The organism is Streptomyces sp. NPDC031225 (assembly GCF_055570355.1).
The window spans coordinates 177,549-199,682 of the sequence record NZ_JBVIHJ010000018.1 but is presented as its reverse complement, the minus strand read 5'-3'; the positions used below and the strand labels follow the sequence as shown (position 1 = coordinate 199,682).

Annotated in this window: 19 protein-coding genes and 7 pseudogenes; 14 read left to right on the top strand and 12 right to left on the bottom strand. The window is 68.9% G+C overall.

Translation table 11 applies throughout. The features are described 5' to 3' along the window. The first annotated feature begins 81 nt into the window (after positions 1-81). Complete coding sequence (locus tag ACZ48Z_RS29025; protein WP_468738839.1) at positions 82-1,512, top strand: family 43 glycosylhydrolase; 1,431 nt, start codon at positions 82-84, stop codon at positions 1,510-1,512. Positions 1,513-2,366: 854 nt separating this feature from the next. Here the strand turns inward: ACZ48Z_RS29025 and ACZ48Z_RS29020 are convergent. Continuing rightward, positions 2,367-2,696: a hypothetical protein gene (locus tag ACZ48Z_RS29020; protein ID WP_468738817.1), complete on the bottom strand. Its 330-nt coding sequence runs from the start codon at positions 2,694-2,696 to the stop codon at positions 2,367-2,369. After that, positions 2,606-3,424, bottom strand: a complete 819-nt coding sequence (locus tag ACZ48Z_RS29015) for a hypothetical protein (RefSeq protein ID WP_468738816.1) — start codon at positions 3,422-3,424, stop codon at positions 2,606-2,608. Before ACZ48Z_RS29015 ends, ACZ48Z_RS29020 begins: the two co-directional genes overlap by 91 nt. A gap of 26 nt (positions 3,425-3,450) precedes the next feature. On the opposite strand from ACZ48Z_RS29015, the pseudogene ACZ48Z_RS29010 reads away from it, so the two are divergent. After that, positions 3,451-3,831 (top strand): annotated as a pseudogene (locus tag ACZ48Z_RS29010) (transposase); the annotation flags it as partial. A gap of 69 nt (positions 3,832-3,900) precedes the next feature. Here the strand turns inward: ACZ48Z_RS29010 and ACZ48Z_RS29005 are convergent. The 5 genes and pseudogenes from ACZ48Z_RS29005 to ACZ48Z_RS28985 all read right to left on the bottom strand — a co-directional run bounded on the left by ACZ48Z_RS29005 (position 3,901) and on the right by ACZ48Z_RS28985 (position 7,722). Continuing rightward, on the bottom strand, positions 3,901-4,773 hold the full coding sequence (locus ACZ48Z_RS29005) for a class I SAM-dependent methyltransferase (protein ID WP_468738815.1): 873 nt from the start codon (positions 4,771-4,773) through the stop codon (positions 3,901-3,903). A gap of 179 nt (positions 4,774-4,952) precedes the next feature. Beyond that, positions 4,953-5,792, bottom strand: a complete 840-nt coding sequence (locus tag ACZ48Z_RS29000) for a hypothetical protein (protein WP_468738814.1) — start codon at positions 5,790-5,792, stop codon at positions 4,953-4,955. After that, a pseudogene (locus ACZ48Z_RS28995) lies at positions 5,789-6,523 on the bottom strand (MerR family transcriptional regulator). The gene ACZ48Z_RS29000 and the pseudogene ACZ48Z_RS28995 overlap by 4 nt, the downstream one beginning before the upstream one ends. A 78-nt stretch (positions 6,524-6,601) precedes the next feature. Next, a pseudogene (locus ACZ48Z_RS28990) lies at positions 6,602-6,814 on the bottom strand (hypothetical protein); the annotation flags it as partial. A 353-nt stretch (positions 6,815-7,167) separates the two neighbouring features. Beyond that, positions 7,168-7,722 carry a pentapeptide repeat-containing protein gene (locus tag ACZ48Z_RS28985; RefSeq protein WP_468738813.1) on the bottom strand — a complete coding sequence of 185 codons (555 nt, stop codon included), beginning with the start codon at positions 7,720-7,722 and terminating at the stop codon, positions 7,168-7,170. A 27-nt stretch (positions 7,723-7,749) separates the two neighbouring features. Between ACZ48Z_RS28985 and ACZ48Z_RS28980 the strand changes: the two are divergent. Both ACZ48Z_RS28980 and ACZ48Z_RS28975 read left to right on the top strand, forming a co-directional pair. After that, positions 7,750-7,994 (top strand): annotated as a pseudogene (locus ACZ48Z_RS28980) (IS701 family transposase); the annotation flags it as partial. Positions 7,995-8,116: 122 nt separating this feature from the next. Further along, the gene (locus ACZ48Z_RS28975; RefSeq protein WP_468738812.1) at positions 8,117-8,659 is read left to right on the top strand and encodes a DUF6882 domain-containing protein; all 543 of its coding nucleotides are present in this window, start codon (positions 8,117-8,119) and stop codon (positions 8,657-8,659) included. 71 nt (positions 8,660-8,730) lie between these two features. Here ACZ48Z_RS28975 and ACZ48Z_RS28970 read toward each other — a convergent pair whose 3' ends face one another. Then, a complete protein-coding gene (locus ACZ48Z_RS28970) occupies positions 8,731-9,858 on the bottom strand; it encodes a transposase domain-containing protein (protein ID WP_468738811.1) in 1,128 nt (375 codons plus the stop codon). On the opposite strand from ACZ48Z_RS28970, the gene ACZ48Z_RS28965 reads away from it, so the two are divergent. The 4 genes from ACZ48Z_RS28965 to ACZ48Z_RS28950 all read left to right on the top strand — a co-directional run bounded on the left by ACZ48Z_RS28965 (position 9,857) and on the right by ACZ48Z_RS28950 (position 12,374). Then, positions 9,857-10,426: a TetR/AcrR family transcriptional regulator gene (locus tag ACZ48Z_RS28965; RefSeq protein WP_468738810.1), complete on the top strand. Its 570-nt coding sequence runs from the start codon at positions 9,857-9,859 to the stop codon at positions 10,424-10,426. The genes ACZ48Z_RS28970 and ACZ48Z_RS28965 overlap by 2 nt on opposite strands. A 50-nt stretch (positions 10,427-10,476) precedes the next feature. Then, complete coding sequence (locus ACZ48Z_RS28960; protein ID WP_468738809.1) at positions 10,477-11,334, top strand: NmrA family NAD(P)-binding protein; 858 nt, start codon at positions 10,477-10,479, stop codon at positions 11,332-11,334. A gap of 70 nt (positions 11,335-11,404) precedes the next feature. Continuing rightward, a complete protein-coding gene (locus tag ACZ48Z_RS28955; RefSeq protein WP_468738808.1) occupies positions 11,405-11,857 on the top strand; it encodes a hypothetical protein in 453 nt (150 codons plus the stop codon). Beyond that, on the top strand, positions 11,823-12,374 hold the full coding sequence (locus ACZ48Z_RS28950; RefSeq protein WP_468738807.1) for a hypothetical protein: 552 nt from the start codon (positions 11,823-11,825) through the stop codon (positions 12,372-12,374). The genes ACZ48Z_RS28955 and ACZ48Z_RS28950 overlap by 35 nt, the downstream gene beginning before the upstream one ends. On the opposite strand, the gene ACZ48Z_RS28945 is transcribed toward ACZ48Z_RS28950, so the two are convergent. Then, on the bottom strand, positions 12,331-12,516 hold the full coding sequence (locus ACZ48Z_RS28945) for a hypothetical protein (protein WP_468738806.1): 186 nt from the start codon (positions 12,514-12,516) through the stop codon (positions 12,331-12,333). The genes ACZ48Z_RS28950 and ACZ48Z_RS28945 overlap by 44 nt on opposite strands. Beyond that, a complete protein-coding gene (locus ACZ48Z_RS28940; protein ID WP_468738805.1) occupies positions 12,456-13,247 on the bottom strand; it encodes an IS5 family transposase in 792 nt (263 codons plus the stop codon). The genes ACZ48Z_RS28945 and ACZ48Z_RS28940 overlap by 61 nt, the downstream gene beginning before the upstream one ends. 298 nt (positions 13,248-13,545) lie before the next feature. Here ACZ48Z_RS28940 and ACZ48Z_RS28935 point away from each other — a divergent pair, with 298 nt between their 5' ends. Beyond that, on the top strand, positions 13,546-14,958 hold the full coding sequence (locus tag ACZ48Z_RS28935; protein WP_468738804.1) for a M1 family metallopeptidase: 1,413 nt from the start codon (positions 13,546-13,548) through the stop codon (positions 14,956-14,958). 720 nt (positions 14,959-15,678) lie between these two features. Here the strand turns inward: ACZ48Z_RS28935 and ACZ48Z_RS28930 are convergent. Continuing rightward, positions 15,679-15,858, bottom strand: a complete 180-nt coding sequence (locus ACZ48Z_RS28930) for a hypothetical protein (protein WP_468738842.1) — start codon at positions 15,856-15,858, stop codon at positions 15,679-15,681. Here ACZ48Z_RS28930 and ACZ48Z_RS28925 point away from each other — a divergent pair. The 5 genes and pseudogenes from ACZ48Z_RS28925 to ACZ48Z_RS28905 form a co-directional block, all read left to right on the top strand. Further along, a pseudogene (locus tag ACZ48Z_RS28925) lies at positions 15,773-16,315 on the top strand (DUF6192 family protein); the annotation flags it as partial. The gene ACZ48Z_RS28930 and the pseudogene ACZ48Z_RS28925 overlap by 86 nt on opposite strands. A 68-nt stretch (positions 16,316-16,383) precedes the next feature. Then, on the top strand, positions 16,384-16,650 hold the full coding sequence (locus ACZ48Z_RS28920) for a DUF6192 family protein (RefSeq protein WP_468738838.1): 267 nt from the start codon (positions 16,384-16,386) through the stop codon (positions 16,648-16,650). Positions 16,651-16,652: 2 nt separating this feature from the next. After that, positions 16,653-16,988, top strand: a complete 336-nt coding sequence (locus tag ACZ48Z_RS28915; protein WP_468738841.1) for a hypothetical protein — start codon at positions 16,653-16,655, stop codon at positions 16,986-16,988. Between the two features lie 111 nt (positions 16,989-17,099). After that, positions 17,100-17,957: pseudogene (locus tag ACZ48Z_RS28910) on the top strand (IS5 family transposase). A gap of 247 nt (positions 17,958-18,204) precedes the next feature. Continuing rightward, positions 18,205-19,341, top strand: a complete 1,137-nt coding sequence (locus ACZ48Z_RS28905) for a methyltransferase (RefSeq protein WP_468738803.1) — start codon at positions 18,205-18,207, stop codon at positions 19,339-19,341. 119 nt (positions 19,342-19,460) lie between these two features. Here the strand turns inward: ACZ48Z_RS28905 and ACZ48Z_RS28900 are convergent. Then, a pseudogene (locus ACZ48Z_RS28900) lies at positions 19,461-20,905 on the bottom strand (NF041680 family putative transposase). Positions 20,906-22,134 lie beyond the last annotated feature (1,229 nt).

Below are 22,134 nucleotides of genomic sequence, written 5' to 3'. Positions count from 1 at the left end.
CGCATGCCGAAGATGTCAGAGCAGCCCCCCGCCAGACGCCACAGATCCCTGATCCTGTGCGTGCTCGCCGTACTGATCGCCATGGTGTCGGCGACGACCCCGGCCACCGCCGCCGAGGGCCGCCCGTACACCAACCCGATCAAGTCGCAGAAGGGCGCCGACCCCTGGCTCGAGTACTACAACGGCAACTACTACCTGGTCACCACGTCCTTCACCGGTGTGCTGACCATGCGGAAGTCACCGACCCTGGCCGGACTGTCCACCGCCGCCAGCGTCCAGATCTGGAGTGACACCACCTCCACCCGTAACACCAACATCTGGGCACCCGAGATCCACTTCTTCGACGGCCACTGGTACCTGTACTACTCCGCGGCGCAGAGCGGTGTCGCCTGCTGCGACTCCCAGCGCACCCACGTCCTGGAGAGCGCGGGCACCGACCCCATGGGCCCGTACACCTACAAGAACCAGCTCAGCGGCTCCAACCTCAGCTCCGGCGGCTGGCTCATCGACGCCACCGTCCTGCAGAACAACAACAAGCTGTACCTGGTCGGCAGCGGCTACATCAACGGCAGTCCGCAGAGCCTGGTCATCGCCCCGATGAGCAACCCGTACACGCTGGCCAGCAGCACCTTCACCATCATCTCCAGCCCCACCGCGAGCTGGGAGACCTCGGGGGCCGCGGTCAACGAGGGACCCGAGCCGCTGTACCACGACGGCCGCACCTTCCTCACCTTCTCCGCCAGCTACTGCATGACCCCGGACTACAAGCTGGGCCAGCTGGAACTGACCGGCACCGACCCGCTGAACCCCGCTTCCTGGACGAAGAAGTCCACGCCGGTCTTCCAGCGCAACGACGCGGCGGGTGTCTACGGCCCCGGCCACAACGGCTTCTTCTCCTCGCCGGACGGCACCGAGAACTGGATCGTCTACCACGCCAACAACTCCGCGAGCAGCGGCTGCGGCAACGAACGTACGACGCGGGCGCAGAAGTTCACCTGGAACGCGGACGGCACGCCGAACTTCGGCACCCCGGTCGCGCTCGGCACCACGCTGCCCGGCCCCTCGGGCGAGACGGCGACGACCCCGACCGCGTACACCCTGGTGAACCGCAACAGCGGCAAGTGCCTGGACGTCGAGGGCGGCAGCACCTTGGACGGCGCCAACATCTTCCAGTGGAGCTGCCACGGCGGCGCCAACCAGAAGTGGCGCGTCGAGGACCTCGGCGACGACACCAGCCGGCTGGTCAACGTCGCGACCGGCAAGGTCGCGGACACCGCGAACTGCACCACGACAGACGGCACGGACATCGCGCAGTGGTCCTGGCTGAACAACAACTGCCAGAAGTGGCGTCTGGTCTACACGGCCACCGGTGACTACGTGCGGATCGTGAACGAGAACAGCGGCAAGGTCGCCGACGTGGCCAACTGCGGCACCGCCGACGGGACCGACGTACGGCTGTGGACCTGGCTGAACAACGACTGCCAGCAGTGGCGCCTCGTCCCCACGACCTGACCTCCCTGCGCACCCCGTGATCTTTGCGGACCGCTTCATCCGTTCTGCAAGCGGGGGGTCGTCCGACTCGGCCGGCGTCTCCTACCAGTCGTACGGCTCCCCCCGGCCGCTACGCCCGCCATGTCAGCCACGTCCTGTACGTGCAGACACCGAGCACGGCCACCGACAATGCGGACGCCACGTTCTACGCCCAGTAGCCAGGCCGGGAGGCTCTCACCGGGGCCGCGGACCGGGGTCGAAAGCGTCCTCCATGGGGCGCTCGTCGGCCAGGACGCGGCCCCGGGGAGGGCCGTTCAGTACCGCGCGTACGGCGGTCAGGACGTCCGGGGCCACATGGTCCGCCCGTGCCGTCTCCTCCGACCGGGTCCGGTCGGAGCGAGGGGGCCGAGGTCACTGACGACGACGCAGTCCGACGGGGACGTGCACACCCGTCCCACCGCCCACAGGATCAGTCCCGGTTCGGCTCGCCGGCAGTGGCAGCCGTCGTCGGGGGCGTGCGGGCACACCCCCCACACGTCGAACGGGCCGAGCAGGTCGTCGACCCGCTGATCGACACGGCGGACCTCGGCGTCGGTGAGCACTCCGCGTGCCACACCGGGCTGTTCGGTGACGAACCCGGTGCTGATGCCGTGCAGCCGCAGCAGACCGACCGCCTCACGGGCCCCGGCGACGGGCCGGACAGCACGGTGCGGTGGTGCACATCCACCCGGTGCGCACCGACTTCATCCCTGCGCACCACGATGCGCACCACCGTCCGTCCGGTGCGCATCCACTCGGTGGGCGGTGCGCACCGGTGCGGCCGCCGGGCATCGTCGGTGCGCACCACGGCATCGGGTGCGCGGCATCGGGGCCACTCAGTGGCCGGCCTCCCGGCCGCGGTGCGGTCCGGGCTCCTGCGGGCGGTGCGCCCGCTGGTCCTCCGCGCGCACCGGATGCGCGTCGTCGGCATCGTCGCGGTGCGCGTAGCGGTCCATCGTGGCGCGGGCCCGGTCGGCCGCCGCAGTGAAGGCGTCCCCGAGGTGGCGCAGCCGCTCGGCGGTGAGATCGAGGGCTTCCACGTCGGTGCGGGACTCCCGTAGGGCCCGCAGCGCCGTCAGGTCGATCGCCTCCTGGCGTCCGGCCTCCGGCTCCTGGTCGTCGTGCTCCGGGTCGGCGGCCGGAGGCGTGAGCAGCTGCTCGGGCACGCCGCCTGCTGGTGGGCGACGACGTCGTACGCCCGGCCCCGCACGGCGGCGGTAGTGATGGTGCGCAGCTTCTCCCGCACCACCGCACCGGCGAGGACGGCACGCTCGTACTGAAACGGGATGCGGGGTATCTCCCACTCCCCCGTGTCCTGGCCCGGAGGCCGGGACGCAGCCGGCTCGCCGGGATCGGCCGGGGGTTGCCGGTCCGGGCCGGACGCGGGAGTGGGTGGGCGGAGCCGGTCGGGGAGGTCGGACAGGTCCCACCGGGCGGTGTAGAGGCGGTACTCCGACAGCAGGCCGATCGTGGTCTTCGGCTCGCTGATGTCCAGGCAGTGCGTGGAGATGGCAGCGGCCACGATCTGGTCGTCCAGGCCGGGGTCGCGGCGGCGGCCGCGCAGGACGAGGGCGAGGTGGCGTCGGGCTTCGGCGGGCAGGTGCCGGCGGTGGAAGCAGCCGCCGTCGTTCATCACGAACACCGTCGCGGTGACGTCGACGGCCGCCAGGGCGACGTCGACCACGGCGGCGACCCAGGCCCGGATCGCCGCAGCCGCGGCACGGGCGTACTCGAGGAGGGAGTTGATGACGTCGACGGCCACCCCGGAGGTGAGGATCGCGCTCGCCTTCCACCACGCGCGCAGCTGCGCGAGCGGCCGGGCCGACTGCTTCGGCGGGCGAGTCTTGCGGGCGGCCATCTGGTTCAGCTTGGCGCGGGCCCGCTCGGAGACCACGGGCAGGAACTTCAGCTCTCCGTCGTCTGGCCACGATCACCACCGGCGGCAACCGTAACGACGTGACTCAACTGATTCCGCTGATCGAGGCCGTGCCGCCGATCCGCGGCAAGCCCGGCCAACCGCTACGGCGGCCCAGGCATCTGTATGCCGACCGCGGCTACGATCACGACCTTTACCGCGACCGGGTGCGCGGGTTTGAGATCACCCCGCATATCGCCCGGCGCGGCATCGAACACGGCTCCGGCCTGGGCGTCTACCGCTGGGTCGTAGAGGGCACGATCGCGCTGCTGCACTGGTTTCGCCGCTTGCCGATCCGCTGGGAGATCCGCGACGACATCCACCATGCCTTCGTCACCCTCGGCTGTGCCCTCATCTGCTGGCGACGGCTGAAATTGTCGCTGTGACTCGTGTCGCCGTGGCCCACATGTCTTCGCGTTCGTCATGGTGTTCTGCTGGACCGCTGCGGATGGGGGTCACGGCGAGCTTTGGACGCGTTGAGCGGTGTAGGTGACCGTCAGGCGCGGGTCTGCGACCTGGCCGCCGAGCTCGTCGACGAGCGAACCGAGGCGAGTGAGGAACTCTTCGCGGTCGGGCGCGGAGAGTTCCGCGATGTTCGGGAACGTAGACCACTGATCCCGTGCGGTCTGCGCGGTCAGGATCTGCTCCCATTCGACGATCTCGACGGAGACGTTGTCGAAGTAGCCGCCCGTGGTCACCTGGCTGCGCCACCGGTCGGTGTCGAGGACGTGCGAGCGGCTGTTCCGGTAGCCGGTCTCGGCAGGCAGCAGGTCGTGGTAGACCTCGTCGAGCCGGTCGCGGAAGAGCGTCGGCCGCTTGACGTCGCCGAAGTCGTTCCACCACGCCGCCAGCCAGCCTCCCGGACGCACCAACCGGGCGATCTTCGCGGTCGACGTGGCCGGGTCGAGCCAATGCAGCGCTGTCGCCGCCGCCGCGAGGTCGAACCCGCCTGGCAGGTCTACAGCCTCGAAGTCACTGACGAGGACCTCCAGCCGGTCACACGCGTGATCGGCGACGAGGATCGCGGCCAGGCTTTCGCCGGGCTCGACCGCGACCACGTGCGCGCCGGCAGCCAGCAGCGGCTCGGTAGCCAGGCCCGTACCGGCACCGATCTCAAGCACCCGCACACCGGGCCGCAGCCCGCAGCGCTCTGCCAACAGGTCGAAGACCGCGTCCGGGTACCGTGGTCTGCCTCGTTTATAGGTCAGCGCATCAGCGTTGAACGACATCCGGCGAGCTGCGCGCGTCGTGTCAGCCATCATCGATCGCTCGGCGGTGACAGCATCCTGAGCAACTCCGGTGTCGAGATCAGATTCTTGATCGTCCACTTCGACAGTCTGCCAGCTACGCCTTACGGGGCCACAGGATTTTCGCCCTGGGTACCATGCGCAGCTGGGAGCCACAGGTGGTCGCGACACCTCGTGATGCTGCACAGCAATGCCGCGCTTAAGTCCAGAGAAGGCGAGTTGTCTACCGCTCCGCCCGTGGGGTCGGAACCGATCTGTGCTCAGGCGGCCTGCCGAAGTGCGCAGACCAGTGCGCGCGGGTCGTCGGCATGGAAGCGGATGGTGTGGGCCTCTTCCGTCGCGCCGAGCGGGCGGGTGAAGGGGAGCGGCCGGTTCAGCTTCAAGGTCACCGAGGTCTGGCCGCCCACGATCAGGTCGAGGACCCCGTCCTCGGAGAGGGTGATCAGACCGCCCTCGGGATAGCGCCGGTCGACCCGGACCGAAGCGACCGCGTCCGGCGGTACGGCGAGGTCGAACAGGGCTCCGTAGCGGATCCGCAGAGAACCGTCGGGGCGCACGACGTGCGGCCGGGTGACGCAGGCGGCGTGCAATGCCAGTACGAGGACGACGCCGTACAGGTCGAGTACCAGGATCACCCGGTGGACCGCCGGCCAAGGAATGAGGAAGGACAGGCCCACTGTCTCGATGACCACCACGAAGAGCAGCCCGTACATCACCGCGGTCCGGGGCCCGGTGTACGCGGCAGCGAGGTCCCCGGGGCGCACGCCGTGCGTGCCGCGCCGGACCCACCGCCCCAGGGAGGCGAGGGCGCGCAGTTCGTGGAGGACCAGGCGGCGGACCGTCACCGGCACCGCCTCCCGTACGGCAGCTCGCCGCGCTGCCCGGCGGTCCGCGCCGCGGGCGCGCGCGGCGACGTACAGAGAGCGCAGCACCCAGGCTTCCAGCAGCAGCACTGCGAGCACCAGCGCCTCGGCGCCCGCCAGCGCCCACCCGGGAGACCGGACCCCGGCCACCAGGCAGGCCGCCAGGGCCAGTTCCCCCGGCAGTACGGCGGCTACCGCGATCCGCGCCGACCGTACGCCCCTTGACCGGCCGCTCACCCCCGGCCACTTTCCACCAGAGCCTCCATGAGCCGGCCCACGACTTCCGCCTGCGCGGGGGTGTACTCGGCGAGCAGCGCCTCCTTGAACCCGGTCACGACCACCCCGTCCTCGGGGATTGCGGCGAACAGCTCCGCGGGGACGGCTGCCATCAGGTCAGCTGCCAGGGGTGCGATCCGCGGATCGTCGGTGGGGGCTTCGGCGAGAGCGTCGAGGCGCTCATACAGTTCGACAACCGCGGGATCGGCGACCAGCGTCCCGAGCAGCCCGAGCATCTCTTGGTTACCGGTGCTGGTGGCATCCAGCAGTCTGAGGTACTCGCGGTCCTCGGCCGCGCTCGGCGAGTCTGTTCGCGGGGCCTGTGCCAGCAGTGCGGCGAGGGCGGGTTAGACGGGCCCGGTCGCGCCGGGCGGCTCGGCGAGCAGGGCGCCGAGCCGGCAACGGCGCTCCCTGATGTCGGTTTCCTGGCGGGCCAGGTCGGCGTCGAGTTCTTCCAATATCTGGGTCAGTTCGCGCCCGGCATCGTCGGCGAGGGCGTCGCGCACTTCATCGAGGCTGAGGCCGAGTTCGGTGAGACGGCGCACCCGGGCGAGCAGGACGGCGTCGCGGACGCTGTAGGCCCGGTAGCCGTTGGGGCGCCGCTCCGGTTCCGGAAGCAGCCCGACATGGTGGTAGTGCCGGACCGCCCGGGTGGTGAGCCCCACGAGCGCGGCGATCTCTCCGATCCGCATGCCGCCAGTAAAAACCCTGCCGTTGCGTCAAGGTCAAGCGGCGAAAGCATCGTCAGGCGTAAAACGCTTCAAGCGCGTCTACACACCGGAGGGGTACGGCCTCGCCAGCGCACGTATCTGGCCAGAGTCCGCTCCCGCTACCCCTCGTCGACCTCGTCCCACCGTGTCCGGGTCGCGAAGCGGGCGTAGGGCGCCGCCAGCCGGGGTGGAGGCGGCGAAACTGTAACGGCCCAGGACGTTGAGGTTGCGGTGCTTGAGCGGGGACAGGCGAGCGATGTCCCCGTCCCGGATGGTCGTGGGCCAGCTTGTGCCGGGATTCCTGCACGGTTGTGGACAGCACACCTCGTCCCCACCCATGACAACCAAGGTCCTCCGCAACCCAGTCCTGCGGCAGTGCCTCATCGGGGGCAGCAGCAGCCGCGCTTCGGCAAGCACCGGCTCGATCGGAGGAGTCGGGGCCCCACCGCCGCATCTACGCGGTTCCGGCCAGTTCCCCGCGTCGAGCGTCCCGAGCAAAGCGCATCGGTTTCGTCCCCGCGTAGTTCAGAGAAGTCACGAGACCGAAACTGATCGCACCTGACCAAATCGTTCGGGGCATGGCTAGTACTCCAGCTGTAGATCGTGATCTCGCCGCCAGGTAGGCCCTACTCGTTCGCGCCGTGCCCGGGTGGCCACCCGATGACGCCTTCCGCTTGAACGTTGCGCAAGGACGCTCCTTCGAACCGGGCACCGGTGACGTAGGTAAGCCCGAGCGGGGGCACGCCAGTGTTCACGCTTCCGAACCTGGCGTCGGTTAGATCGGTGTCGCGCAGGTCAGCACCCCGCAGATCGCATCCGGCCAGGCTGACCTCGCGCAGTGAAGCCCCGCGCAGGTCTGCGTCGCTGAAGTCACAGAACTTGAACCAACACCCGTCCAGGGCGGCGTGGCGTAGATCGGCCCCGATGAACGAGCAGCGGGTGAACCGCAGCCGCGACGTGCGAGCGGAAGCCAGGTTCTGGCCGGTGAAGTCCTCACCGTTCACGGCCGCATAGTTGTGGAGCGCGGCGAGTCGTTGTCTCGCGGTCAGTGGCGTGGTCATGTGCGCCAGCGTGTCAGCCGGGGCGGTGGCCGTCGCCCGGATTTCCGGCAGTTCGCCGTCCGTCAGCCGGTTACACAGGTCCGGGCTGGTGCGGGAGCAGGTGCGGCCACCGGTGATCATCGGTGTGTGAGGACAGAAGATCAGACGGTGGCCGCAGGTCACAGCATAGATCCCGCCCTTTGGCGGGCGGCATTCGAGGTGGCCACGGGGCGTATCGCGGGCCGGTTCGCCCGGGTCGAACCCCGGCGGCGCGGGCCGGGCGATTGGTGCTGAGACTGCTGGCGGACCTGCCGCGCAAGAACTGCTGGACGATCGCGGAGTGCGCCGGGGACGCGAATCCTCATGGCATGCAGCATCTGCTGTGCCGGGCGGTCTGGGACGCCGATGCCGTCTGTGGACGATCACGTATTTCCCCGCCCGGTTGGTCACGTAATTCCCCACCTTGTCGATGGCCAGGTAGCCGTTCTGAGGGGGCGTCGCTGACTGGCCAGTGGTCTCTGGCAGACTCCGCGGCATGGGACTGTTCAAGCGGGCCAAAGAGACGGAGAGTGCTGGTCAGGCCGCGGAGCGGGCTGACCTGAGCGTGCTTCTCCTGCAGGGCGAAGACATGATCGAACAGCTGGGTCGTGCGCACATGTCCTGGGGTCTGGGGGCGGCGGACCGCTGGGATCTCGACCAGACGACGGGCATGATCACCTGGACCTTCCCCGACAAGACAGCCACGGCACCTGCACAGATTCTCGGCAGCTTCAGCCCGGACTCGGGCTCCTGGCTGTGGGCCTGGGCCAACCAGAGCATCCTCCCCGCCATGAGCCGAGACGCGCGCACCTTCCGGGACTGGGCAGAAGCCAACGGGCATCCCGCTCTCGCCCAGCCGAAGATCGAGGCCGATGAGACGGCCGCTGCAACGCTCGTGGCCTTGGCAGTTCGGATCACCGAGGCGACCGGCTATTACCGGGGCCCGGGAGGCAACTCCGCCGTCATCATCACATTCGGTCCAGTCACCCTGACCGCCGCGGACGGCAGTGTCTCCGACTTCAACATCAGCGTCGGCTAGCGCCAACGAGCTGGGCCGCAGCCCGGCGCCTGGGCCTCAGTGCCCAAGCGCCGAGCGGAGGAATCCTGAGGTCAGCTGGCCTTCGCGGTCGCCGTTCCGTTCTTCTCGGTGGGGTTCCTGGGCCGCTTGTTCGGTCGGTAGCTGGGGCCGTTCATGATGACCTGGTGGCTGGTGTTGATCAGCCGGTCCAGGAGCGATTCGGCGACGACGGGGTTGGGGAACAGGGGATACCAGTCGCTGGGCGCCCGGTTGCTGGTGACGATCAGGGACCGTCCCTGCCGCTCGCTGACCAGCTCGTAGAGGTCGTCGGCCTGGGCGGCGGTCATCTGGCGCATGGCGAAGTCGTCGAGCAACTCGCGGTCTGCCAGGACCAGTTGGCCGGGGCCGCATGAACAGGGCAGACGGCCCACCAAGGTCACTTCCCCGGTGCGGCAGCCGGCGAGTTCGGCGTCCAGGACGAGGTGCGTGCCGACCTCCACCAGACAGGCCATCCGCACCTGGGGAAACGATGTCTTGTCGCTGCCGCGGCTGTTTCCGGGGCGGGCAAAGGCAGCCTCATTGGCCGGGCTGTCGGCGACGTCCCAGCAGGTCCCGCCCACCGCCAGCAGCCGCAGTCCACGCCAGAAGGAGCCCGGGGTGGCTTCGGTGCCCATCGGTTTCGCGGTCGTGGTGAACAGCACCCGCAGTGGCTCCGATCCCAGCCGCTGCCGGGCCCTGAACAGCGACGACTTCGCCGGGACATGCCAGGCCCCAAGCAGCCCCAGGCCCCGCAGCCCCTCGACCAGATGCCGCATCACGTCCAGATACCGAGCCCGCGAGAACAGGGCCAGCCCCAGCACGAAATACACCACCAGCCGGGCCGGCAACAGGCGCTTGCGTTGCTCCGCACGACCGCACGCAGCCACCACCCGATCCACCAGGCCGGGTGGACAGGTCAGCAACCCTAACCCCGATAACTCAGACACACTCACAGGCACCCGAACCACCCCCGGGAGGACTGCACAGCAGCGTACGCCCGCAGCTAACGCAACGGCATTGCTCCTAGGGGCTGTCTCCTCGATCAAGCGAGCTTGTGTTGCCGCGGGCTGCCTTTCTGGGTTACTTTCGATACGCAACCGTAGCGTATCGAAAGTGAGAATAGGTGTGGCAAAGCCATCGAGTGGCTCAGGAAGTGACGGCTCGGCAGGGACGCCCGCCATGGGGCGGCCGCGTGACACCAGCCGTGACCTGGCCATTCTTGATGCGACGCTGGCACTACTGACCGAGGTGGGCTACGAGCAGCTGTCCATGGAGGCGATCGCGAGCCGTTCCGGGGCGGCGAAGACGACGATCTACCGGCGCTACCGCGACAAGGCCGCGCTGGTCGCGGCCGCGGTCGAGCACCGCTCCCACGCCACGCCTCCCGAGCCTGTCGAGGGGGACCTGCGAGGGGACCTCCTCGGGCTGGTCACTTGGCTGGGCCGGCAGATCGCCGAGCAGGAGATCGGCCTGCTGGGGGCGCTATTCGCCGGGATGCGCAGCGACGCGCGCCTCGCGGAGGAGATGCGCCGCATTCTGCGTCGGGACGAGGCGGCGATGACCGACGCGCCGCTACGCAAGGCCGTCGGGCACGGAGAACGGCTGACGCCCCGGGCTGCCGAACTGTTCGCCGAGGTCGCGCCGGCTGTGATCGTCCACCGCATCGTGATCGCGGGCGAGTCGTGTGACGAACCCTTCATCGAGCATCTCGTCGACGACATCCTCCTGCCGCTCCTACGCGGCCACTGACATCGCCCCGCCTGTCTTCAGCGCAGCGGGGAAATGAAGGGAAGACACTCATGATCGTCGTCACCGGAGCGACCGGCGCCCTGAACGGCGCCACCGTCGAGCACCTACTCAAGCGCATGCCCGCCGAGCAGATCGGCGTCAGCGTCCGCGATGTCGCCAAGGCGCAGCACTTCGCCGACCGCGGCATGCGGGTACGCCTGGGCTCCTACGAGAACCCGGCCGCGCTGCAGCACTCCCTCGAAGGCGCCGAGCAGGTCCTGCTCGTCTCCTCCAACGATCCGCACGCCGATGCCGTCGCCCGGCACCGCGCCGGTATCGAGGCCGCCGTCGCCGCCGGGGCCAGGCGCATTCTCTACACCAGCCACCAGGGCGCCGGCGCCGACAGCTCCTTCCACCCGGCGCGCGACCACGCCGCCACCGAGCAGCTGCTGGCTGACTCGGGCGTGGCCTGGACCGCACTGCGCAACGGCTTCTACGCCCACAGCCTCGCCTGGCTGCTGGGCCCTTGGCAGCAGAGCGGCACCATCGTCGCCCCGGCTGACGGGCCGGTCTCCTGGACCGACCGCGCGGATGCCGCCGAAGCGGCAGCGGTCATCCTGGCACGTGAGCGAAGCTTCGACGGCCCGGTCACGCTCACCGCCCGCCAGGCCGTGACGTTCGACGACGTCGCCGCCATGGCATCGAAGGCCAGTGGCCGTGAGGTCGCGCGCGTCACGCTGGACGACGAAGCATGGATCGCGGAGAAGGTCGCCGCCGGCACTCCGGAGGCAATGGCGCGGATGACGCTCACCACCTTCCAGGCCGCCCGACAAGGCCGCTTCGCGGGAGTCGACCCGTTGCTCGCCGAGCTGCTCGGCCGCGAGCCCCGCAGCGTCGCCGACCAACTCGCGGACGCGAACACCGCCTGAGCGGCAACGGTGGACGCTGGATCCGTTCGTGAGCGTGGGACCACTGCGTTTCAGCATGGGCCCTGGTCAGGTGTCGGACGCACTGAGTGGTGTCACGGCAGAATCCCAGCGGTACACACTGCGGCGTCCTGCGGACGGGGCCGCCTCGACGGTTGTGGAAGCCGATTACCAGGTGTTTGGCCTGAAGCTCTACTACCGGGACGAACAACTGGCTGGGGTCGTGGTCGACGCGCTGCGCGGACCTCAAGTCTTCGCGGAGGGCGTGCCTCTCGTCGGCCGAGTTCCCTCCATGGTCGAGCAGTGGATGGTCGAGCGAGCCGAAGCCCGTGCGCCCTATTCGGAGCTCTCCTACATAGACGCAGGAGTACCCGGGTCAGTAGCTGTTGTCGTTCCGGACGTGAGGACTGCGTTTCCGCTGGTCGGGCATAGGGCCCGCGATCCCGTGGGAGTTGTGGCCTGTCGTGCTGTCGTTGCCCGGGAGGTCGTGGATGCCGTCGGTGGTTGGGCTGTTGGAACAGCGTGAGCTGGGTGCTCGCCGTCGTGTCGTCGAGCTGCGGGAGGAAGCCGACCGCGTCCAGGCTGAGTTGGCCGTGGCCGAGCGGGAATGGAAAGAGTGGGCCATCGCCTGCTCGCGGGTCGGCGAGGTGCTGGCCCCCGTGGACGAGAGCGGGCAGGACCCCGCCCGGGCCGAGGGGACCGCGCCGGCCGCCGAGGAGCAGTCCGGAAAGACGCCGCAGCTGCCGGAGGCAGCGAAGACGAAGTCACAGGTCCCGATGTGGCTTGAGGGGCTGGCCTGGTCGGTGCTGTCGGTGGATTACCAGCGCATCCTGGACGTGCTCGCGGACCGGGTCCGGCTCCGTCAAGGGCCGCTGACCTGCCAGGAGATGGCCGCGGCGTTCGGCCTGGACGTGGTGCCGGCACGGGTGGAGGCGCTGCGGTCGAAGGCGAAGCGTCTGGTCGCGCGGGGCTGGCTGGCCGAGCCTGCGCCGGGCCGGTTCACGCCGGCTGCGGGTGTGGCCGGGCGAGGCGGCGCGTCATGAGCAGGGTCATCGACCAGTAGATCATCGCTTCGGCGCTGGTGGTGCGGCGTTCGAAGTCGCGTGCCAGGCGGCGGGTGGGCATCAGGTGGGCGAAGAACCGCTCGACGATCCACCGCTTGGGCAGCACCACGAAGCCGCGCATGTCGTCACTGCGTTTGACGATCGCCAGGACCAGCGCGAGCCGGTGAGGCAGTGGGCGACGAGGGGGCCGGTGTAGCCTGCGTCGGCCCAGACCAGCTCCAACTGGTGGTGTGTGTCGGTGACTTGCCGCAGCAGGACCTGGGCGGCGGTGCGGTCGCCGGTGTCCGCGGCGGTGACCATCACGCCCAGCAGCAGGCCGAGGGTGTCGACCACGACGTGCCGCTTGCGCCCGTTGACCAGCTTGCCGCCGTCGAAGCCGCGGCTGTCCGATCCGACGACGGCGTCCGCCTTGACGGACTGCGAGTCGATCACCCCGGCCGACGGCTCCGCATCCCGCCCCAGCCTCTCGCGGACCTTGGCGCGCAGCCGGTCGTGGAACTCCTTGACCAGCAGGTGGTCGCGCCAGCGGCGGAAGAACGCGTAGAGCCGGTCCCACGGAGGGAAGTCGGCGGGCATCGCCCGCCACTTGATGCCATTGTCGACGAGGTAGCCGATCGCATCGAGTATCGCCCGGTGGCAGTACGCCTCAGGCTGCCCGCCCCGGCCGCGCAACCAGCCCGGCACCGGCAGCAGCGGACGGACCGCCGCCCACTCCGCGTCCGTCATGTCCGTCGGATAACGCGACTGCCGCATCCCGTTGTCGGCGGCGTTTCCGAACCGGTGAGCCAGACAGTCACACTCCCGGGTGACCAAGGTGGACTGCCCGGACACCGGCACGGAAGACTGCGGCACCAGGGCCTCCTGATGTTGCTCGGTGATTCGACACCAACGAGCTGTTCAGGGGGCCCTACTCGTATGCGCCGAACACCCCACGACCACCCGATCGAGACTCCCGTTCGACGGACACCGCTCAAGATCGGAACGACAACAGCTACTTACTGTGCGCCAACGTACAGCGAACATCCCCTGCGTAGCCTGGCATTTTCGCCGCCCAAGCGGAGCCGACCTCCCCTCTTCGCGCGGGCCTGTGTCGGCCGTGGGGAACCCTGTGACAAGATCCGCTGGCATGTCATCTGTCATGTCGTCTGCCATGCCTTCGTCGCCCACGGGCCCCTCAAGAGCCGGTCGCCGTCTGCTGGTCGCCCTGCTCGCGCTGCTCGCGACTGCAGGCTCCACCGTGGCCGAGGCCGGCACGCCGTCCGGCCCGGCGCCCGGCGCCGCGGTGAGAGCGGCCGAACCCGCGACGCCCGACCGCCCCAGCTACGACGTGAAGCTGCGCGCCGACGCCGACGGCTCCCACTGGGCGGGCCGGCAGACGGTGTCCTTCCGCAACGCCTCCAGCCGGCCCCTGCGTGAGGTGTACATACGCCTGTGGGGCAATGGCGAGGACGGCTGCGGGACATCCGGAAGACCGTCCCCCGTCCGCGTCTCCCACGTGCGCGGCGGCACTCCGGGCCGCCCCGGCGTGAAGTGCACGGCGCTGCGCATCACTCTGCCGAGGCCGCTCGCACGCGGTGAGCGGACGGCCGTCTCCTTCGACGTGGCCCTCACCGTGCCCGCACGCAACAACCGCTTCGGCCGCGAAGGCGCGTTCCGCTTCCTGGGCAACGCGCTGCCGGTCCTCGCCGTGCACGACGCGAGGGGGTGGCACCTCGATCCGTATGTGTCGTACGGCGAGAGCTTCTACACGCTGGCGAGCGACTTCCGGGTGCGCCTCGACCACCCGTCCGCCCTCAAGGTCCCGGTGACCGGCAGCACATGGACCCGCTCCGGCGGTACCGGGCGTACGGTCACCCACAGCCTCGCCAAGCGGGTGCGGGACTTCGCATGGGCGGCGGGCCCGTTCCGCACCGCGACCCAGACCTCGCCCGACGGCGTGCGCGTGAAGTCGTACTGGTCGCCGAACACGCCCGCCGCCGGTGTCCGCCTGAACCGCAAGGACGGCGTCGCCGCCATCGACCGGTTCGGCAGGGAGTTCGGCCGCTATCCGTACGGCGAGATAGACCTCGTGATGACCCCCGGGTTCGCCGGTGGCATGGAGTACCCCGGCCTGGTCATCCTCGGCACCGAGGAGGAGGGCGGCGCCACCGTCCATGAGATCGCCCACCAGTGGTGGTACGGCGTCGTGGGCAACGACGAGTACAACTCACCCTGGCTGGACGAGAGTTTCGCTCAGTACGCCAACGCGCGCTACTACCGCTGGGACGGGTTCGAGTGCTCGCCGGACGACTCCTGGCCGAGCGCCACCGCCGCGCTCACCAACTCGATGGCCTACTGGTCTACACACCGTGGCGAGTACTTCCAGGTCGTGTACGGGATCGGCCCCTGCGTCCTGGCCGACCTGGAGCATGTCCTCGGGGCCGGCACCATGGCGCGCCTCATCAAGAAGTACGCCCACGACCACTGGTACGGCGTCTCCACCACCGTCGACTTCAAGAAGGCCGCACAGTCGATGACGCACAGGGACCTCGGCCCCTTCTGGCGGAAGCACCGCATCCGCTGAAGTCGCACTCCGCTCGCGGGTGACGGGCGTACCCCGTCGGCGCCACGATGACGGGGTACGCGGGCAGGGCGGCGTCGTTCCGGCGGTGCATCCGGGTTGATGGGGCTTCAGTAGGTGTTTTTGATCCGTGGCCGTGAGGTGTGTTCGGCTGGATGATCTGGCGTGTGGGGGCTGGCGGGACGGCTCGGCGGTACTGCCGGGAGTGTGGTGATCCGCTGTCGCAGACGATGGCGGCAGAGGCGGTGTTCTGTTCGGGTCGGTACAGGTCACGGCGGTGGCGGAGACGACAGCAGACCCGTGAACGGGTTATAGCGATGCAGCGGAGTGAGCAGGCTGAGTGCCCGGTGTGCGGCCGGTCCTGGACGGTGGGGGTGGAGCGGTCGAGGGCGGCGGTGTATTGCTCGGACCGTTGCCGGGTACGGGCTTGTCGTCAGCGGCGGGCGTCACGGAACGGCGTTACGGAAACGCCATAGCCGAACGCCTCGCGGGCACCTCGAACACCCCTTGTTTGTCAGGGTAGTTGACGCGGACCACCGAGCGCTTCGAGCGCCCCCGGTTCACGCTCTGTCCCGGTGTGTCGCGCCCGCGTCACGGTGGACGGTGACCGGGGCCGGCGCCCCATTGACCGGTCACGTTGCGGTGGCCGAGCCGGGCCCGGGTGAGGGCGGTGGTCGTCATGACCGACGTGACCGACCGGATCGGGAACGTCACCCGGCAGCGTTACGAACAGCTCGTCACCCAGGCGAAGGACCTGATCGCGCAGGTCACCCGCGCGCAGTTCGCCCTGGGCGACATGGCGCTGGAGATCGAGCCGATGAGGTCGGTGGGCGGGTCGATGCCGAACGGCACGGATGACTTGTTCACGGTGACGGAGTCGTTGCAGATGTTCGCGGACGACATCGGTGTCGAGCGGCGCACTGTGGAGGACTGGCGTTACACCGCCAACCGGTGGCCGCAGGAACGTCGCAAGGAGGGGGTGTCGTTCACAGTCCACCGCATCCTGGCCTCGGTGGTCGACGAGGACGAGCGATGGGCGGCGATCGAGGACGCGCCGTTCAACCCGCGTACGGGAGCTCGGCAGTGGACGCCTGATGGCGCGAAGCGGGTCGTCGGCCAGCGGGTCGACCGCCCGGTGACGGTGGATAAGAAGGTCCAGGCCGTGGCCGACCTGACCCGGGATGACGAGGTCGCCGCCCAGGTCGCCACCGACCTGCTGAAGCGGCCGGCGGTGACCGAGCACGTCACCCCGGCCGAGCGGGTGCGGGTTTTCACGGAACTGTCCAGGGACGACACGGTCTCAAAGGAGGTCACCACCAGCCTGTTGCGCCGTCCGGCTGTCGCCCGGACGGCGATGCGCGACGACACCACCCGGATGCTCGTCAACCGCGCGCGCAGTTCGACAACTCCAACGAAACGCGCGAGCGGATCCGGGAGCGCACCCCGGCCGTCCGCGCGATCGAGCACACCATCGAATACCTCGACCTGGTCGGCTCCTGTCACGGCTTCGTTGCCACGCTGGGCAGGCTGGTCCCGCAGCTGCGTGGACAAGAGTTCACCGAGGACGAGCGCGAGACCGTCCGGCGGCAGATCGGCCGGGTTCGTGCGGCGGCGGACTGGCTCGAAGGAGCCCTCGACAACGGCGAGTTCACCCTGGACGAGCAGCTCGTGCAGCTCCTCAAAGGCGAGGAGTAGCCGTGTCCCGGCGCCGGGAGGCCCGGCAGCTGGCCGAGCACTACGGCGACCTGGTCCGCGTCGCCCTGATGGAAGCACGCCCCGCCGGCCTGCACACCTACCAGCTCATGGCCGCCACTCGCCTGACCCGCTCGCAGGTCGGCCGCGGCATCCGGCACGTCCGCGACGTCGTCGCCGCGGAGAACCTGACCCCGATCACCTGGACCCGCCCGGACGGCTACATGTTCTCCGACGACCCTGCCGACTGGATCGAGTACGACAAGCGCCAGTTCCGCCAGATCCTCGGCCGACTCACCCGGGTGATCACGGGCACGCTCGATCCGCACCTGGCCCGCTAACCCGACGACGAATGGGCCCAGTTCGCCACCGCCCAGCTCACCGGTGTCCGCGCCACCCTCGCCCAACTCTCCAAATAGCCCTCGCCGCCGATCACCTCTGCCGAGCCCGCCATGCCCGCTGCCTCCCGTCGCCGCCGCTACCCCTCTGACACCTCCGTCGCCGAATGGGCTCTGCTGGAACCCCTGCTGCCTGTCCCGGCCTGCCAGACCAAGACCGGCGGACACCCGGAAAAGTGGCCCCGGCGGGAGATCGTCGACGGCATCCGCTACATCGTCGACAACGGCCCGAAGTGGCGGGCTCTGCCTGCGGATTTTTCCCCCCCGTGGGAGACGGTTTACGGGTTTTCCTGGAGGTGGAACCGGGCCGGAGTCGTCACCTACATCCGTGACCAGCTCCGCCGGAGGATCCGTACCGGCAAGGGCCGCTGCCCCCACCCGGTGACACTGATCGTCGACTCCCAGTCGGTCAAGGGCGCCTCCACCGTCGGCAAGGACAGCCGCGGCTACGACGCCGCCAAGAAAATCAACGGCCGCAAGCGACATATCACCGTCGACACGCTCGGCCTGCCCGTGATGATCACGGTGACGCCCGCCGACATCCAGGACCGCGACGCCGCCCGCGACGTCTTCTGGCGCCTGCACCTCACCCAGCCACAGATCACCCAGGTCTGGGCCGACCGCGGCTACGCCGACGAACTCGTGGACTGGGCCCGCGAACGCCTCTGACTCACCCTGCGCATCGTCTCCCGGCCCAAGGGCACCAAGGGCTTCGTCGTCCTGCCCCGCCGCTGGAAAGTCGAGCGCACGATCGGCTGGTGCATGAACGCCCGCCGCAACGCCCGCAACTACGAACGTCTCCCGCAGCACTCCGAAGCCCACCTGAACTGGGCACTCATCACCACGATGACCTGGCGCCTCACCCGCAAGAACCCGCGAACCAGCAAGTGGACGAAGAAGCCAGACCGTTGACCTGGCCTGCCTGGTGCTTTTGGCAGCCGAACAGCACCTGTGCGAGCCTTCTGCCACTCCTCCGAAAGGGCTGACCCTGATGCTCGGCATGGTTGTCTGGGACGTCCGCTCTCGCGCTTCGATGCGAGAGCGGTAACGGCCACCTGCCTCAACGCACACGCCTGTCCCATAAACAGGCGTGTGTTCAGCCCGCTCCTCGTCGAAGTGCTCTTCGTGCCCCTGCACGTTCGACCACGAGGAGTACGTGGTGTCCACCATCCACTGGACCGAAAACCACACAAACCAGTCCGCCCGCTGGCATTCCGAGAACGCCGCCACTCTTCCCCAGCGAACCGTCGTCGCCGACGACCGGCTGAAGGCCAACGACGCCTACCGACAGGCGTGCGAAGGAACGGCCCTGCTCTGGCGAGGCGACTTCCACAACGCCCGGCAACTCCTGCAGGCGATGGGCCGCCGCATCGACCGCAAGCCGCCCAGGTCCAGCACGTCCCCGAGCGAGAACTTCCACCTGCACCGACGCAGTAGCAGTCACCGCGCCCGTGTCCTCGGAAAGCTCCTGGTGCTGTTGGACGACGACTACACCTTGACGTTGCGCCGGGCGCCCGACGTCCGCCAGGCGTGTCTGGAAGCTTATGGCCCCTCAAAGGGGCCCATGGCGGTCTCTCTGCGGGAACTGTTGGGAGTGATCGGCGCTCACCAGTGGCGCCTGAAAGGGATCGACGTGCCAGCGCTCGGGACTCGCATCCACCCCCACTACGGCGTGTTCGCACCCGTCAGAGGTGAGTACGTTGACCTGGTCGCCCACACGCCACTGCCGCCGGCGACCCGGCACAGTCCCGCCAGCAGTACGGCATTCGACCTCGGCACGGGAACGGGCGTCCTCGCTGCGGTCCTGGCCCACCGCGGAATCAAGCACGTCGTGGCCACCGACATCAGCCCACGTGCCCTGGCCTGCGCCAAGGAGAACGTCCACCGGCTAACGTTGACCGACCGTATCCAGGTGTCGGGCCCCGGCCTGTTCCCCGAAGGCCGCGCCGACCTCATCGTCTGCAACCCGCCCTGGCTCCCCGCCCGTCCGACCGGCCCCATCGAACAAGGCGTCTACGACCCGGACAGCACCATGCTCCACAGCTTCCTCGCCGGACTGCCCGCCAACCTCCGACCAGGCGGGGAGGGCTGGCTCATCTTGTCCGACCTGGCAGAGCACCTGGGCCTCCGGACACGTCAGCAGCTGCTCGACGCTATCCAGGCAGCACAACTTCGCGTTGCGGACAAGGTCGATACCAAGCCCCGTCACCCACGCTCCAAGGACGCTGCCGACCCACTCCACACAGCGCGAAGGGCCGAGACCACGTCCCTCTGGCGTCTGACCCCGGCACCATGACCACGCAACGGCATCCAGCCTCCCGGTTCACCAGGTGAACACATCCCGTGGGTGACTTCGCCGCGCTCACGGGATGACCAGCCGACGGATCAAAAACACCTACTTAGCTTGTTCTTTATCTACCAGGACCTGCCAGGCTTGCCGATGGCCTTGAGAGTCTCGGGGCGTTTGACGGTTTTGCCGACGTCGTAGCGGGGTGCCCGGTGTTTGTTCTTGGCGCCGGGGGGCCGTCCAGGGCCGGTGCCTCTGGGTTTGGGAACACGGGTCGGGCAGGCGAGGTGAGCGCGGATGTTCCTGAACCCCCGGCGAACCCGGGCCGGGGTGAGCCGGTCGGAGGTGGTGGGTTTCTCCCAGGGTCGGCGGAGGTCCTCCGCGAGAGGCCGGGCGAGCCGGAGCTGGGTGTGAGCGACGATCAGGATCCAGGTCCAGCGGTCCGCCGCCTGGGGAGTACGGAGCTTCGGAGTGGTCCAGCCCAGGGTCTGCTTCGCGAAGCGGAAGGTGTGCTCCAGGTCGAAGCGGCGGAGAAATGCCTGCCAGAATCGGTCCACGTCGTCCGGAGTGGCGCCGGTCTTGGAGGACCACAACCACACCGGCGGGGCATCACGGTCCTTCGACAGATGCTCGACCTTCAACCGGATCAACATGCCCTCGACCAGGGGAAGTTCACCGTCGCGGTCGAGCCATGAGGAGCGGTGGGTAGCCTTGGGTGGACCCGGTCCCATGCCTGAGTCTCGGCCTTGCCGTAGTTGGTGGTTGCGGTGGCCGTGGTGATCGCGGGCTCGGGCCAGGTCTCCGGCTTGGCGAAGCGGAATTCCGGGCCGTGCTTGGGCGGCCGTCCGCCCTTCGAGTCGTGGACGCGAGGCGGCTTGGGCAGGCGCATGACCCGGTCGGAGCGGACGCGGCCAACCAGCTCGACGGGCAGGTCGCGCAGGACCCAGGCCAGGCGGGTGACGTCATAGCCGGCGTCGCTGACGATCACGATATGCGGGTCCCCGCTCTGCCACTGGCCGGCCGCGACGAGCCGTTCAACGACTCCTCGGAGCTGGGCGGCGGTGACTGCGGTCGCGTCGTCTGCAGGTCCCAGCCGGACCGCGTCCAGGATCGCGGTCCAGGAGGTGGCACCCGGCTCCAGCACGGCGACAAAGGAGTACGGCCAGCCCGGGATGAACTGCGATGCCGTCTTCGCCCGGCCGTAGACGTGGCAGAACAGCCGGTCCGCTGAGCACGGCGCGTCCGAGCGAAGCCACGGCGACACATCTACCGCGAGGACCAGTCGCCCGCCGTCGAACCGAGGCAGCGACAGTCCGGCCAGCACCGTCCGCAACCGACCAACATCGATCCGGCCGTGGTTCAGGCCGCCGTACATCGCTCCGTGCCCACGTCGATGTTCGGGCAGCAGCGTCAGGTCGACCGGGGACTTCACCGCACCGTCCGCACACAGCACCGCGTCCACCAGCTCGAACAACTCGTCGCGCCGTGCGGTCAGACACTCATAGAACTCACCTCGGAAGGCTGACGCTTGCGCGAACGCTTCCCTCCGGACAGCGCCAGGCAGCAGACTCACCCTCACGGCCTTCGTCTTGGTCACGTGCACCTTGGTCGGAGCACATGATCAGACGAAGGCCGTTCCTGCGTCCGGTGATTGTCGGGCTTACGATCAAGTTCGACGGCCGTTCGAGGCCCACATGGGGGCGCAATGTCAGAGATCGCTCAGTGGCTCAAGGACTGGCATGCCGCACATGAACACGAGCTTCGCTCTCGTGGGATCAGCTCTGCGGTGAAGCGGCCCGTCCCAAGAACCCCATCCCGAGGGCGGCCGAAGGCCACGGCAGTGAGCCTCACATTGGAATCAGACGAGCGCACAGGGATGGTGTTCCTCTGGGAATCGGGTGCCACTTCACTGCTCTTCATCGACTCCGGAACCGAGCACACCTGGCAGGACCAACCGGTGCTCACCTCCGAGAACGAACTGCCACAGATCCTGGCGCCCCTCGTGAAGCTAGTCGAAGCAGCTACCGACGGTAGTTAAAGAACAAGCTTAGGTCCGACAGCACGATCTCCGCACCGGCCTCCCGCAGCACGGCTTCGTCGCTGCGCCCTGTTGCACGGGCGTCGGCCATCTCCCAGGGTCCAAACACCCAACACGGCACCACGGAACGTACCGACACGAGCTGGCTCTCGAAAGGGAGTTGGATTCCGCTGGCATCCGCTTGAAGCCTGCTCCCCCATCACCGCGATCCTCCACCTCCTGACGGCGGCCGGCTTCCCGATCCACCGGCTGCGGGCGCCCCGGATCGCATTAGATCGTGGGCCGCGCTGCTCGCCGTACACCGTGAACACATTCCAGGCCCCCTCGCCCTGCCGGATGCGCCCCAACCCGTCAGCCCCACGAAGGCGTTCGCCACAGGGCTCGCCGGATGGCCCGGCGGGCTCAAGGCCGTCGCCGAGTTGCTGACCCGTTGGATGCCCGACGGCCCCCAACGCCACAGCCTGCAGCTCGCCGACTTCCCTACCGCTCCCGGGCCTTGGACCGACTCGGGCTCCGACACCTGCGCACGTCAACGCTCGGCACCCCCAGGCTCAATCCTCCAGCGACGACGCTGAGCCCGAACAGGACGATGAGCACGCTGAAGGCAGCGACCACGAGGAGATCGACCCAATCCAGTCGGCCGCCGCCCTCGGGCACGCCAGCGGCGCCGACTGCTCCCTGGACGCTGCCGTCTCCGTGTGCCTGCCCGGCGACCTCCTCCTCAGAAACAGCGATCTGCGACGAGACCCCGACACCCCATGCAG